The following is a 14,629-nucleotide window of genomic DNA, read 5'->3' as shown; positions in this document are numbered from 1 at the left end:
GCTATTCGGCGGCCTGAGCTTCCGCCGGCCTGTCCTTCTTCAGGTGCATCAGGATGTTCAGAAGCGCCCGGTCGTGCATCACCACCATGCGTTCCTTATGCTTGAGCCAGTGCAGCGCCTCGTCGATGGTTTCCGCGTCCACGAGCTTGGCTTCCGCAAGGGCGCGGTCCGTCTCGATCTCACCACGCTTGCGCGCCGCCACCGGCGGAAGCATCTCCATATGCCGCTCGCGAAGGTTGGCATCCTCATAAAGGGCCTTGATGCCGTCATCGTCATCGAACCCGAACGCGGCATTGCGCGCCTGCAGCTCGTTCGCCCGGGTGGCGATCGCCGGCGGACGGAATTCTTCCGGTGTGCGAAGAAGTCCCCACCGCTTCAAGGCAAGGCCCGCTCCGAGCTGGCCGCTGAGCCAAGACAGGGGAATGGCCAGCAGGAGACCCACGATCGTCGGCGACATCCACAGGAACAGCGAGGTGGAGATGCTGAAGGCCGAGATCCCAGCCAACGCTCCGAGAACCGTGTGCGACCGGTGACGGCGCACGATGTCCTTCCAGGGGATCGAGCCATCGTCGCGCCGCTGAGGCTGCCACCCCGTGTCACGTCCGAGCAGGATCTGAAACACGGAACCGGACTGGATCAACATCATGATCGGTGCCAGAAGGGCCGAGAGGATGATCTCCAGCACCGCCGAAACCGTCAGACGGATGGCGCCCCCTGAAGCGCGGCGCTCCTTCCTGCGCAGCAGCATCAGGAGCAGCCCGAAAACCTTCGGGGCCAGCAGGATCCCCATGGTCAACGCGAACAGCGCCAAGGCGCGCTCCGGGTCGAATCGCGGCCAGATAGGATAGAGGCGGAAGTCGCGGGCAAAATATTCCGGCCGGATATAGGTCGTCTGCAGCACGAGCGCGATACCGACGATCAGCTGGAAGAGCCAGAAAGGCGAGGCAAGATAGGACATGATGCCGGTCGCGAAATGCTGTCGCGTCGGCAACTTGAGGCCTTTTGCGGTGATCACCCGCATGTGCTGAAGATTGCCCTGGCACCAACGCCGGTCGCGCGCCGAGAGGTCGATCAGGGACGGAGGGCTTTCCTCATAGGACCCGCCGAGATCCGGCAGCATGTAGACATCCCACCCGGCGCGCCGCATCAGGGCCGCTTCGACGAAATCGTGACTCAGGATATGGCCGCCGAGCGGTGGCTTGCCCCTGAGGTCCGGCAGTCCTGCCTGCTCGGCAAAAGCCCTTGTGCGGATGATCGCGTTATGGCCCCAGTAGTTGCCGTCGCGGCCCATCCAGACGGACAAGCCGGTAGCGATCACCGGTCCGGTGACCCGGGCGGCGAATTGTTGGACCCGCGCGAAGAGCGTGTTGCGGTTGATGATCAGGGGCAGGGTCTGGATAATGCCCGCGTCCGGATCAGCTTCCATTGCGGCGGCGAGCTGCGTGATGCACTCGCCTGTCATGAGGCTGTCGGCGTCGAGAACGAGCATGTGCTCGTATGCCCCGCCCCAGCGCATCACGAAATCGGCGATGTTGCCTGCCTTGCGATGATAATTCTTGGGTCGGTGGCGATAATAAAAGCGCGCGTTCGGCCCAAGGCGCTCCCGCAGGGCCAGGAAGGCCCTCTCCTCGGCGATCCATGCGTCCGAATTGGTCGTGTCCGAGAGGATAAAATAGTCGAAATGGGATCCCAGACCCGTTGCCTCGATCTCCTCGTAGATCGCCTCAAGTGCCGCATAGGTGCGCGCGGTCTGCTCGTTGTACACGGGCATGACGATCGCAGTTCGCTGATCGAGCGAGGACGGAACGGGCGGGGCGGTGCGGGGCTGCCTGAGAAGCGCCAGGAAACCTAGGAGCGCGCTCGTGAAGGCAACTGCGATCCAGGAGAAGTTGACGGTGAAGAGTGCAACGAGGGCCCACTGGAGGATGGTGGTACGGCTGACCGACACCACCTGATACATCTCATAGGTGCCGTAACCCGTCAGCAGGAGCGCTCCGCCGAAAACGAAGAGCCGTGCCAGCCGCGTGGCGGCCTTCGAGCGCTCCACGATAGGGCGACGCTCCTGTGATGCAGACCAACGCCGCAGGTGCTGCGTCGGCATATCCAGGTGCTTTTCGGGCGGCATGATGGGTTCAGTCGGCCTGCGGTCGCCTGTCGTAGAATCAGGACCTATGGTGTCCAACGATAAAGCCATGTCTCGCTAATCGGTTTCCCGCCTGCTTCGAGGATGAGACGCATCTCACACGCGTTTTCGTTGCCCGGGTCAAGCTCGAATGCAACGCGCAAGGTCTTACGTTCCGGATACGACCAGATTTTGAGATTCTGGAACGTTCCTGGGCCAACGGTCAGAACGGATTTAAGGTCCGCCGGCAGATTGTCACCCAGCATATCGCCGGAAAAGTCGACGGCAAAGCGCCGCCGCCGCCCCGTGGAGCCGCGTCCGACCCTGGTCGAGGTCACGGTTGCCAGGGGAGGGCGCTCGGGCGGAGACCAGCACCAGTATTGCCGGTACGCGAAGGCGACCTCCGATCCGGCGGTCATGGGCGCCTTAGGCCGCCAATACGTCAGGATGTTGTCGTTGATCTCCGCATCGGTCGGGATCTCCAGCAACTGGACGCTTCCCTGCCCCCAATCGCCGAGAGGCTCATTCCAAAGGCTGGGACGGCGCTCGAATCGCTGGTCGTCGTCCTGAAAGGTCTCGTAGGTGCGCTCCCGCTGAAGCAATCCGAAGCCGCGGGGCGACGCGTCCACGAAGGCGGAGATCTGAAGGGTCTCAGGGTTGTGGAGGGGGCGCCAGAGCCATTCCCCTTGGCCGTTCAGCATCTGAAGACCCGAGGATTCATAGACTGCCGAGCGGATGTCATCCGCGTCACGGCGATCATTAGCGCCATAGAAATAGGTCGAGCCGATGCCGCCCAATCCCACATGTTCCAGGTTCACGCGAGGAAACAGAGTCGTTTCCACGTCGACGATGGTCATATCGCCGGGGCGGAAGGTCATTCGCACGGCGCCGGCGGTCGATTCCGAATCGATCACCCCATGCACCGTAATGCTGTTGCTGCCGACGGCGGGACGCTCGAGCCAGAACGCTCGGAAGATCGGGAATTCCTCTCCCTTCGGATCTGCCGGCTTCAGCGTAAGGGCCCGGGCGATGGCGCCGTAGTTCTGCCCTCTCGCGATAGCGCGAAAAAAGGTCGCTCCCTGAACGATGGCGAAGTCGAACGGTTTTCCGTTGCCGGAGGTCGATATAAGCCTGAATCCGGAAAACCCGATATCGCCGATGTCGTTGGGAAGATTCGGGCGGCCATAATCGAAGCTGGCGGATTCATACCCGACCCGGCGCACCCCCCCGTCCTCGACCACATAGAGATCCACGGCGTTCGTGAACACGAAGCCGCGGTGAAGCGGCTCAAAGGCGATCCCACGCCCTTCGGAACCCCAAATGGGGGCTTGGCGCGACTTGATCGCAACATATTGCTCGTAGGTCAGATTCGAAAAGAAGTCCGGCAGGTTGTTCTGCGGCTGCACGAAGGGCTTGCTGGCGAGTTGGCGCGCAAGGGCAGCCACGATGGATGGGTCGAAGCGCTGGTTGTCGCCCAACCTTGTATAGATCTGGGCCTGGGGAGTTTGAGCTCGAAGTTCTGGCGCGTATGCGAGGCCAGCGACGGATACGCCGATATAGGCCAGCATATCGCGCCGGCGGGGATGAGACGGGGATGACGCCCACAACGAAGCCGGCACGGTGATACTCTTGTCTGAACGAGGCTAGTGAGCCAGGAAACGGGACGCCCTATACATATCGGCAATCGTGAGCGTGAAGTAAATGATATGGTGGCGCAATCTGCCTCTTTGCCGATGAACGATTGCTGAAATAACCACTCTGGGTTAGCTGCTCTGCAAATTTCCATTGGAATGAAATGGTATGACCTCGTCTCCCATGAAGGCCCCTACCCGTAGCTGCCTCGCCGTCGTTCTAGCCGCCGGGGAAGGAACGCGGATGAAATCGAACAGGCCCAAGGTCCTGCATGAGATTGCCGGCCGGTCGGTGCTCGGCCATGTCATGGCCGCCGTGACAAAGGTCGGCGCCGCCGAGGTATCCGTTGTGGTCGGGCCCGATCGGGACGACGTTGCACGAGAGGCGCGCAATATTGTTCCGAGCGCGCACATCTTCGTCCAGCGGGAGCGGCTGGGAACGGGCCACGCGGTCTTGAGCGCGCGGGAAGCCCTGGAGCGACGACCCGACGACGTGATCGTGGTCTATGCCGATACCCCGCTCGTCACCGCCGAGACCCTCGCACGGCTGCGCGAGCCTTTAGCAAAGGGAGCCGCCGTGGTGGGCCTTGGGTTCGAGGCGCGGGACCCGACCGGCTATGGGCGTTTCATCATGTTAGGCGACGAACTCCTCGATATCCGGGAGCACAAGGACGCCAGTGAGGAGGAGCGCAGGATCACCCTCTGCAACGGCGGCCTGATGGCGCTCAGAGGCGACGTCGCGCTGGACATCCTGGACCAGCTCGAAACTAAGAATGCTCAGAAAGAATACTATCTTACCGACGCAGTCAGCATTGCCCGCCGCCTCGGGCATCGCTCCGCCGTGGTGATTGCGTCCGAGGAGGAGGTGCACGGCATCAATGATCGGGCCCAGCTCGCGGCGGCCGAGCGTATGATCCAGGAGCGCCTGCGGCAGGAGGCCATGGTGTCGGGCGTGACCCTGGTTGCGCCCGAAACGGTCTTCCTAAGCCACGACACCCAGTTGGGACGGGATGTGGTGGTGGAGCCGCACGTGGTCTTCGGACCCGGCGTCACGATCGAAGACGGGGTGATCATCCATAGTTTCAGTCATCTGGAGGGCACCCACGTGGCGTCCGGAGCCGGCATCGGCCCCTATGCGCGCCTGAGGCCGGGAGCGTCGATCGGTCCGAGGGCCAAGGTTGGCAACTTCGTCGAGATCAAGAACACCGAACTCGGGGCGGGCGCGAAGGTAAGCCACTTGACCTACCTCGGCGACGCGAGCGTGGGCGCCGACGCCAATATCGGCGCCGGTACGATCACGTGCAATTATGACGGCTTCGGTAAATATCGCACCGAGATCCAAGACGGCGCCTTTGTGGGATCCAACTCGTCCCTGGTGGCGCCTATCACCATCGGAAAGGGCGCTTTCGTGGGATCGGGATCGGTCATCACCGAAAATGTGCCCGACAACGCGCTGAGCCTCGGACGCGGTCGCCAGGTCATCAAGGAGGACTGGGCCACCGAGTTCCGGGACAAGGCCAAGGCGGCCAAACACCAATCGGCCAAGAAGGTGTGACTGCTGTCACATTCGGTCACGCAACTTGATTTGAGAAGTCCTTGCCGCATCTGTAGCAGGGCTGAAACTTAGCAGTTTTTGAAGGATTGGGGCGTCTCGCACATGTGCGGAATCGTTGGAATCATTGGCAAGACATCGGTCGCTCCGCAAATCGTCGAGGCCCTCCGGCGGCTTGAATACCGAGGGTACGATTCCGCTGGGGTCGCAACGCTGGAAAACGGCCATCTCGACCGCCGCCGGGCGGAGGGCAAGCTTCGCAACCTTGAGACAAAGCTGTCGCAGGCTCCTTTGTCGGGCGCAATCGGTATCGGACACACCCGCTGGGCCACCCACGGCAAACCCAATGAAACCAACGCCCATCCGCATGCGACCGAAAAGCTCGCGGTCGTCCATAACGGCATCATCGAGAACTTCCGTGAACTGAAGACCGGCCTCGAGGCCAAGGGCATCAAGTTCGAAACCGAAACCGACACAGAGGTGGTCGCCCAGCTCGTCACCTACGAGATGCGGCAGGGCCGTCCGCCCATCGAGGCGATTGCGGTCACCTTGCCGCGCCTGCGCGGCGCGTTCGCTCTCGGGTTCCTGTTCTCGGGTGAGGACGACCTGCTGATCGGCGCGCGCCATGGGGCTCCGTTGGCCCTCGGGTTCGGCGATGGCGAGATGTATCTCGGATCAGATGCTCTCGCTCTCGCGCCCTTTACGGATGACATCACCTATCTGGAGGACGGCGACTGGGCGATCCTGCACCGCACCGGCGTGGATATCCGCGACGAGTCTGGGCAAAGCGTGCGGCGGCCCCGCCACAAGATCGTCACGGGGTCGTTCATGGCGGACAAGGGCAACCACCGCCACTTCATGGCCAAGGAAATCCACGAGCAGCCCGAGGTTGTCGGCCGCACCCTGGCGCATTACGTGGATTTCAGCGCCGGCCGGGTCGCGCTCCCATTCGACCTGCCGTTCGATTTCAAGGATCTTAAACGCCTGTCGATCTCCGCTTGCGGAACGGCATATCTGGCAGGGCTTATTTCGAAATACTGGTTCGAACGTCTTGCGCGAATCCCGGTCGAGATCGATGTCGCGTCCGAATTCCGTTACCGGGAAGCGCCCCTTGAGCCGGGAAGCCTTGCGCTGTTCGTGTCGCAGTCCGGCGAGACCGCCGACACGCTGGCCTCTCTGCGCTATGCCACGTCCGAGCAGCAGCACACCGTCTCGGTGGTGAACGTGCCGACTTCTACCATGGCCCGTGAGAGCGCCGTTGTGGCGTCGACCCTTGCGGGGGTCGAAGTTGGTGTGGCTTCCACGAAAGCGTTCACGTGCCAGCTTGCCGTCCTGCTGTCCCTCGCCATTGCGGCGGGCAGGGCCCGTGGCACGTTGAGCGCCGAGGACGAGAAGGAGTTGGTGGATGCGCTGATCGGCGTACCGGGTCTGATGAGCGAAGCCATCAAGCGCGAACACCAGATCGAGGTGCTCGCTCGTGAGCTCTCAAAAGCGAAGGACGTGCTCTATCTCGGCCGCGGAACCTCCTATCCGCTGGCCCTAGAAGGGGCGCTGAAGCTCAAGGAAATCTCCTATATCCACGCGGAGGGCTACGCGGCCGGCGAGCTGAAGCACGGACCCATCGCCCTCATCGACGAGACCATGCCGGTCATCGTCATCGCGCCCCATGACGCGGTTTTCGAGAAGACCGTCTCGAACATGCAGGAAGTAGCAGCGCGAGGCGGGCGGATCATTCTCATCACGGACGAGAAGGGGGCTCTGGACACCGGTCTCGACACGATGGCGACCATCGTTATGCCAGCGGCGCATCCCATCGTCGCGCCCATCGTCCATTCGATCCCGATCCAGCTCCTCGCCTACCACACCGCCGTTTTCATGGGCAAAGACGTGGACCAGCCCCGCAACTTGGCGAAGTCCGTCACCGTGGAGTGACGGGCGTTAACCTGCCCGAAGCAGCCGGATCGCGGAGTCGCGTTCGAACATGTAGAGCAGCACGCGAAGCGCCTCGCCGCGCTCGCTTGTGAGGTCCGGGTCTCGGTCCACGATCAGGCGCGCGTCGTCCCGTGCTGCGGCCAGTAGATCGCCGTCCACTTCCAGGCGGGCGAGTTTGAAGCCCGGCAGGCCAGACTGCCGAGTGCCCAGAACCTCGCCCTCTCCGCGGAGGCGCAGGTCTTCCTCGGCAATGCGGAATCCGTCTTCGGTCTGGCGCATCATCTCCAGCCGCGCCTGGGCGGTCTGGCCGAGCGGGCCCTTAAAGACAAGCAGACATGTGGACGAGCGCGAGCCGCGTCCCACGCGCCCTCGGAGTTGGTGCAACTGGGCCAAGCCGAACCGCTCCGCATGTTCGATCACCATGATGGTGGCGTTCGGCACATCCACGCCGACCTCGATGACGGTGGTCGATACGAGGATCTTCGTTTCGCCACGGGAAAACCGCTCCATGGCGGCGTCCTTATCGCGCCCGGCCATCTTGCCGTGGACGAGCCCGACCACGCCGCCAAAGACGCTCTTCAGCTGTTCGTGGCGCTCCTCGGCGGCGGCAAGGTCGATGGTCTCGGATTCCCCCACGAGCGGACACACCCAATAGACCTGATCGCCGTTGGCGATGGCGCGCCCCATGGCTCCGACCACTTCGTCGAGCCGCTCGATCGAGATCAGCTTCGTGGCAATGGGCTTACGACCCGCAGGTTTCTCGCTCAAAACCGACACGTCCATGTCGCCGAAATAGGTGAGGGCGAGGGTGCGGGGAATTGGGGTCGCGGTCATGACGAGGATATCCACTGCTTCACCCTTCGACCCGAGGGCAAGGCGCTGGTGCACCCCGAAGCGATGCTGCTCGTCGACGACGGCGATCCCAAGGTCCTGGAATGCGACGCCCTCTTGGAACAGGGCGTGGGTGCCGACGGCGATGTGAACGCTGCCATCCGCAAGGCCTGCCAAAACCGCTTTTCGGGCCGATCCCTTGTCGCGGCCGGTGAGGAGGGAAATGGACAAGCCCGCCTGTTCGGCGAGCGGAGCAATGCGCTCATAGTGCTGGCGGGCCAGGATTTCAGTGGGGGCCATCAGGGCCGCCTGACGTCCCGCCTCGATGGCGCTCGCCATGGCGAGCAGCCCCACCACGGTCTTGCCGGATCCCACGTCGCCCTGGAGGAGGCGCAGCATCTTCTTGTCAGCCACGAGATCGTGGCGGATGTCCTCGACGGCCTGCGTCTGCGAGGCGGTCAGCCCGAAGGGCAGGGCCTGCTGCAGCTTCTCGACAAGATGACCATCTCCGGCATTCACTCTGCCAGGCAGGCGGCGCATGCGGCTTCTGACGAGCGCGAGGGCAAGCTGGGAGGCGAGCAGTTCATCATAGGCAAGACGTTTTCTCGCCGGCGACTTAGCGAGCGCCTCCTCGGAGAGCTGGGAGGCGCTTCCGGGCTTGTGGATCGCCGCGAGGGCCTGATCGAAGGGCGGCAGAGCATTCCGATCAAGCCAGGCGCTATCCTGCCATTCCGGCATGGACGGCACCCGCTCAAGGGCCGCCCCCACATAGCGCCCGACCATCCGGGACGAGAGCCCTTCCGTCAGGCCATAGACCGCCTCGACGGCCGGCAGGCTCTCGATTCCCTTGTCATCGAGGATCCGGTCGGGATGGACCATCTGGCGGGTGGTATCCCACAACTCGATCTTGCCGGAGACATAGCGCCGCTCCCCCACTGGCAGCAGCTTTTCAAGCCGAGCCCTCTGACCGTTGAAGAACACCAGCACGACGTCGCCGGTCTCATCCTCGACGAGAATCCGATAGGGCGCACGTCGGCCGAGAGGCGGGGGGCGGTGAGCGGCGACTGTCACCGAGAGGGTGACCGGCTCGCCGATCGGGGCATCGGCGATGGAGCCTTTTATCTCGCGGGCGATCCCTCCGCTCGGCAGATGGAACAGGAGGTCCATGACGCGGGTTGGCCTCCCCGGCTCGCCGACGAGGCGGTCCAGGAGAGGCGCGATCTTGGGTCCGACCCCGGGCAAGGTGGAGGCTGGAGCGAAAAGCGGATCGAGAATGGAAGGGCGCAATGACATTGTGATGGGTGGCAAGTCAGGTTGAGATGGCTATATAGCGGCCAAGCCGCCTTGAGGCGACGCCATTCCTGAACAAATGGAGAATCTTCATGAGCGGTACAACGCGCACCAGCGCCGGCCTCGACGTCCGCAGACGCCAGATCCTCTTCCGCGCCTGGCACAGGGGTATGCGCGAGATGGACCTCATCATGGGCCGCTTCGCGGATGCGGCGATCGGCGACCTGTCGGAGGAAGATCTCACAGAGTTCGAACGGCTGATCGAGGTTCAGGACCGAGATCTGCTCGGCTGGATTACGGGTGAAATCGCCACGCCGGAAAATTATGACACCGATCTGTTCCGGCGCCTGAAGGGGTTTCATACCCACACCTCGCCCATCCATACCTGACACGATCGCCACTTCCGTATTGTGCCGGTCGAACCGGGCCATGCGGCCGACGTTTCATTCCATTGATCCGACAAATCGTTATGAAATCTGCATTGAAGCCCGCTTTGAACCGCGCCCTGGATGCTCTCAAGAAGGGCCAGAACCTGACGCTTTCCAGCGTTCCGGATGGGTTCGACGCGCTCGCGGTCGCGGACCTCGCCCGCGGGTTGTCGGGTCTGGTGGAGGGACCTGCGGTCCTGGTGCATGTGGCCCGGGACGGGCAGCGGCAACAGAACTTCGCCAACAGCCTCGGGTTCATCGCGCCGGAAATCGAGATCCTGCCGTTCCCGGCTTGGGACTGTCAGCCCTATGACCGGGTATCGCCCAATGCCGCGATCACGGCTCAGCGCATGACGACCCTGGCGCGGCTTGCCCGATCGAAGACCTCCGAGGACAAGCCGAGGATCCTCTCGACCACGGTGAACGCCCTCGTTCAGAGGGTGCCGCCCCGCTCCAAGATCGCAGCCGAGACGTTTTCAGCCGCGCCCGGCAACGTGGTCGACACCACGTTGTTGATCAACTGGCTTGAGACCAATGGCTTCCTGCGCACCGGCACGGTTCGGGACACCGGCGAGTACGCGGTTCGCGGCGGCATCATCGACCTCTATCCCGCGGGACTGCCGAACCCGGTCAGGCTCGATTTCTTCGGCGACGCTCTTGAGTCGATCCGCTCCTTCGATCCGGAAACCCAGCGCACCGTCGGCACCCTGCGCTCCCTCGATCTCGTGCCCATGAGCGAGGTTCAGCTCACGACGGAAAGCATCAAGCGCTTCCGCCAGACCTATGTGGCGGCCTTCGGTGCGCCGAAGCGCGACGACCGGCTCTATGAGGCGATCAGCGAGGGGCGGCGCTACCCGGGCCTCGAGCACTGGCTGCCGCTGTTCCATGATCATCTCGATACGCTGTTCGACTATGTGCCGGGCATCCCGGTTGTTTTTGACTCCCTCGCTGACGACGCAGCGGCCGAGCGCCTTTCCCAGGTTCAGGACTATTTCGACGCCCGGCACAAAGGCCTTGGGCAGAACCAGCCAGGCGTCGCGCCATACCGACCGCTGCCGCCGGAAGCGCTCTATTTCAAGCCGGAGGAATGGGCCGAGCGGGCGGCGTCCCTTCCGCTTGCGCGCCTCACGCCCTTCGCTGTCCCGGAATCTGAAGGACGTCCGGTCGTCGATTGTGGTGTCCGCCAGGGCCGGAACTTCATCGCCGAGCGGGCCGACGAGAACGCCAATGTGTTCGAGGCGGTTATCCGTCATATCCGTGACCTCCAGGCCTCCGGCCGCCGCGTCGTCCTCGGCGCCTGGTCGGATGGGTCGCGGGAGCGTCTCTGCCATGTTCTGCACGACCACGACCTGAGGCAGACCAAGCCGATTGCCCGCTTTTCCGACGCTATGGCCTATCCGCGGAACGAGGTTCCCGTGGGAATCTGGCCACTCGAATCCGGTTTCGAGACAGGCGACCTCGCGGTCATCAGCGAGCAGGACATCCTGGGGGACCGGCTGGTGCGCCAGAAGCGCAAGTCGAAGCGGCCGCAGGACTTCCTGACTGAGGTTGCGGCGCTCACGCCCGGCGACCTCGTGGTGCACGTGGACCACGGCATCGGCCGGTTCGAAGGCCTCAAGACCATCGAGGCGGCCGGCGCTCCGCATGATTGCCTGGAGCTTCACTATGCCGGTGGGGACCGCCTGTTCCTGCCGGTTGAGAACATCGAACTCCTGACCCGATATGGGTCCGAGGAAAGCGAAGTTCAGCTCGACAAGCTGGGCGGAGGCGGCTGGCAGGCCCGCAAGGCCCGCATGAAGCAGCGCATCCGCGAGATGGCGGGTGCGCTCATGAAGATCGCGGCGGCCCGAATCCTGAAGGACGCGCCCCGCCTCACCCCGCCGGAAGGGCTCTACGACGAGTTCGCGGCCCGCTTTCCCTATGACGAGACCGAAGACCAGCAGACCGCCATCGACGCGGTTCTGGACGATCTCGCGACGGGCCGTCCCATGGACCGCCTCGTTTGCGGGGACGTGGGCTTCGGCAAGACCGAGGTTGCCCTGCGGGCCGCCTTCGTGTCCGCAATGAACGGCAAGCAGGTAGCGGTCGTTGTACCGACCACGCTGCTCGCCCGCCAGCACCACAAGACCTTCTGCGACCGTTTCCGTGGCCTGCCGCTCAACATCGCCCAGGCGTCCCGCTTCGTGCCGGCCGCCGAGATGAAGAAGACCAAGGAGGGCCTGGCCGACGGGTCCGTCGATATTGTGGTGGGAACCCATGCGCTGCTTGGCAAGTCCATCAATTTCAAGGATCTCGGCCTCATCATCGTGGACGAGGAGCAGCATTTCGGCGTCAGCCACAAGGAGCGCCTGAAGGAGCTTCGCGCCGAGGTGCATGTGCTCACCCTCTCGGCCACGCCCATCCCGCGCACCCTGCAGCTCGCCCTGACCGGGGTGCGCGAGCTTTCCCTGATCACCACGCCGCCCGTGGACCGGCTGGCGGTCAGAACGTTCATCACGCCGTTCGATCCGCTCCTCATCCGCGAGGCGCTTCTGCGCGAGCGCTACCGGAGCGGGCAGGCGTTCTACGTGGTGCCGCGCCTCGACGACCTGGCGGACGTCAAAGCCTTCCTCGACCGGGAAGTGCCAGAGGCGAAGGTTGCTGTCGCCCACGGACAGATGGCGGCGGGCCAGCTTGAGGACGTCATGACGGCGTTCTACGAGGGCAAGTACGACATTCTTCTGTCTACGACCATCGTGGAGTCCGGCCTCGATATCCCCACCGCCAACACCCTGATCGTCCACCGGGCCGATATGTTCGGCCTCTCGCAGCTCTACCAGCTGCGCGGGCGGGTCGGGCGCTCGAAAACACGTGCCTATGCGCTGTTCTCCGTGCCGGCCAACAAGTCCCTGACGGTGCAGGCCGAGCGTCGCCTCAAAGTGCTTCAGACCCTGGACACCTTGGGGGCTGGCTTCCAGCTCGCCTCACACGACCTCGACATCCGCGGCGCGGGCAACCTTCTGGGCGAGGAGCAGTCCGGCCATATCAAGGAGGTCGGGTACGAGCTCTATCAGCAGATGCTGGAAGAGGCCGTCGCCCAACTCAAAGCGGGCATCGAGGAGCCGGCGGAGGATCAGTGGTCGCCCACCATCCAGGTCGGCGCACCAGTGATGATCCCGGAATCCTACGTGTCCGACCTGCAGCTGCGCCTCGGCCTCTATCGACGCCTCTCGACCCTGGAGACCGACGCCGAGATCGACGCCTTCGGGGCGGAAATGATCGACAGGTTCGGGCCGCTGCCGTCCGAGGTCGGCCAGCTCCTCAAGATCATGGCGATCAAGGTGCTGTGCCGCCGTGCCAATGTGGAGAAGGTGGACGCCGGACCCAAGGGCATCATCGTATCGTTCCGCGACAATGCCTTCGCCAATCCGACGGGGCTCGTGTCTTATGTGGCGGAGCAGGCTTCTTTCGCGAAGGTGCGGCCCGACATGAAGATCGTCTTCATCCGGGAAGTCGAATCGCCCGACGAGCGGATCAAGACCTCGACCACGATCCTGCGCAATCTCGTTCGCATCGCGGAGAAGAAGGCCGCCTGATGGGAGACGCCTGGGCCGTCGTCGAATCCAGCGTTGTGATCGAGAGCCACGATGCAGGCGAACTCGTCCCCTGGTGGAGTTTTACCAAGACGGTGCTGGCGGCAGCGGCACTGGTTCTGGTTCAGGACCAGGTGACCGAGCTGGATGCGCCCTTGCCGCGCCAGCCCTTCACATTGCGCCAACTGCTCCAGCACCGGTCCGGGCTGGTCAATTATGGCGGGTTCGCGGCTTATCACGACGCCGTCGCAAGGGACGAAAAGCCTTGGCCCGTCCCCTTTCTCCTGCAACGGCTCGAAGCCGGACGGCTTCGCTACACAGCAGGCGGGGGGTGGGATTATTCCAATCTCGGGTATCTGTTCGTCAGGCAGCTGATCGAGACGCTGACGGGGGAGAGCCTCGATTCGGCCCTGCGCAGCCTCGTCCTCGCTCCTTTGGGAATTATGGGTCCCAGAATCGCCGAGAGCCCGTCGGACCTCGATCAGGTCGTCATGGGCCGGGCGAAGACCTACGATCCCGGGTGGGTCTACCATGGTCCCATGGTGGGATCGGTGGGGGATGCAGCAAGGCTGCTCGATCACCTCATGCGGCCCGGTTTGCTGCCGCCCGATCTTCTCGCCGAGATGCGACGCCCTCACGTCTTGCCAGGCCTGGTTCCAGAACGGCCCTGGATTGTCCCCGGCTACGGATTAGGGCTTATGATCGGCGAAACCTCCTTCGCGGAAGAGGTTCTTGGCCATACGGGCGGCGGCCCCGGAAGTACGATTGCCGTTTATCACGCGCCAAAGGCTAGGCCGCCGAGGACGGTAGCCTTCTTCGCGCCAAACGAGGATCGGTCCAGAACTGAGGAGAACGCTTTCCGGCGGTCAGGCAGCAGGGTTTCAGCACTCGGGGGCTGAGACGGGCCGAACCCCAAGCTCGTTCTGCAGCATGGTGGCCGCGCCACTGAGCCCCCCGGTGACGATGACCGGCACATTGGCCGGCGAGAGAGACTTCCTGAGCCGGCTCGCAAGATCAAGGAAGCGCCGGCGCTCGGCCCAATCGGCGTGGCGGGGCAGTTGCAACACGACTGCGACAGGATTTGGCATCAAGGCGAGCACCTCGTCCGTCGCCTCGAACGGGGCGGTCACGCTCGCGTATCCCATACCAGCAAGTTCAGCCGAAAGAGCACTCTCGGGCGCGCGCTCACCGTTATCGACAACGAGAACGTGCTGGAAACCTGTCATGGCGAACCCTTGCGAAAAACTTAACGGTATGTTGGGACGTGCACA

Annotated in this window: 9 protein-coding genes; 5 read left to right on the top strand and 4 right to left on the bottom strand. The window is 63.5% G+C overall.

Features of this window, described 5'->3' with window-relative positions; all coding sequences use genetic code 11:
- Window position 1 precedes the first annotated feature (1 nt).
- Together mdoH and DRB19_RS09650 are read right to left on the bottom strand one after the other, a co-directional pair.
- Entirely contained in the window at window positions 2–2,194 is a 2,193-nt protein-coding gene (gene mdoH / locus DRB19_RS09655) for a glucans biosynthesis glucosyltransferase MdoH (protein ID WP_114185835.1), read from the bottom strand.
- Window positions 2,170–3,741 (bottom strand): OpgD/OpgG family glucan biosynthesis protein, encoded by a 1,572-nt coding sequence (locus DRB19_RS09650; protein ID WP_245439369.1) that lies wholly within the window; start codon window positions 3,739–3,741, stop codon window positions 2,170–2,172. The genes mdoH and DRB19_RS09650 overlap by 25 nt, the downstream gene beginning before the upstream one ends.
- 181 nt (window positions 3,742–3,922) lie before the next feature.
- On the opposite strand from DRB19_RS09650, the gene glmU reads away from it, so the two are divergent.
- Window positions 3,923–5,308 carry a bifunctional UDP-N-acetylglucosamine diphosphorylase/glucosamine-1-phosphate N-acetyltransferase GlmU gene (gene glmU / locus DRB19_RS09645; RefSeq protein WP_114185834.1) on the top strand — a complete coding sequence of 462 codons (1,386 nt, stop codon included), beginning with the start codon at window positions 3,923–3,925 and terminating at the stop codon, window positions 5,306–5,308.
- Between the two features lie 102 nt (window positions 5,309–5,410).
- Window positions 5,411–7,237, top strand: coding sequence for a glutamine--fructose-6-phosphate transaminase (isomerizing) (glmS, locus tag DRB19_RS09640; RefSeq protein WP_114185833.1), 1,827 nt, complete (start codon window positions 5,411–5,413; stop codon window positions 7,235–7,237).
- Window positions 7,238–7,243: 6 nt separating this feature from the next.
- Here the strand turns inward: glmS and recG are convergent, their stop codons facing one another.
- Window positions 7,244–9,361 (bottom strand): ATP-dependent DNA helicase RecG, encoded by a 2,118-nt coding sequence (gene recG / locus DRB19_RS09635; protein WP_114185832.1) that lies wholly within the window; start codon window positions 9,359–9,361, stop codon window positions 7,244–7,246.
- Window positions 9,362–9,450: 89 nt separating this feature from the next.
- Here recG and DRB19_RS09630 point away from each other — a divergent pair, with 89 nt between their 5' ends.
- The 3 genes from DRB19_RS09630 (at window position 9,451) to DRB19_RS09620 (ending at window position 14,257) form a co-directional block, all read left to right on the top strand.
- A complete protein-coding gene (locus tag DRB19_RS09630; protein ID WP_114185831.1) occupies window positions 9,451–9,747 on the top strand; it encodes an FAD assembly factor SdhE in 297 nt (98 codons plus the stop codon).
- A gap of 80 nt (window positions 9,748–9,827) precedes the next feature.
- Complete coding sequence (mfd, locus tag DRB19_RS09625) at window positions 9,828–13,361, top strand: transcription-repair coupling factor (protein ID WP_174800000.1); 3,534 nt, start codon at window positions 9,828–9,830, stop codon at window positions 13,359–13,361.
- Complete coding sequence (locus tag DRB19_RS09620) at window positions 13,361–14,257, top strand: serine hydrolase domain-containing protein (RefSeq protein WP_114185829.1); 897 nt, start codon at window positions 13,361–13,363, stop codon at window positions 14,255–14,257. Before mfd ends, DRB19_RS09620 begins: the two co-directional genes overlap by 1 nt.
- Here the strand turns inward: DRB19_RS09620 and DRB19_RS09615 are convergent.
- Window positions 14,240–14,584 carry a hypothetical protein gene (locus tag DRB19_RS09615; RefSeq protein WP_114185828.1) on the bottom strand — a complete coding sequence of 115 codons (345 nt, stop codon included), beginning with the start codon at window positions 14,582–14,584 and terminating at the stop codon, window positions 14,240–14,242. The two genes, DRB19_RS09620 and DRB19_RS09615, sit on opposite strands and share 18 nt — an antisense overlap.
- Window positions 14,585–14,629 lie beyond the last annotated feature (45 nt).

This window comes from Microvirga aerophila (genome assembly GCF_003332305.1).
Lineage (GTDB): Bacteria > Pseudomonadota > Alphaproteobacteria > Rhizobiales > Beijerinckiaceae > Microvirga > Microvirga aerophila.
This window is presented reverse-complemented; position numbering and strand designations above follow the sequence as displayed.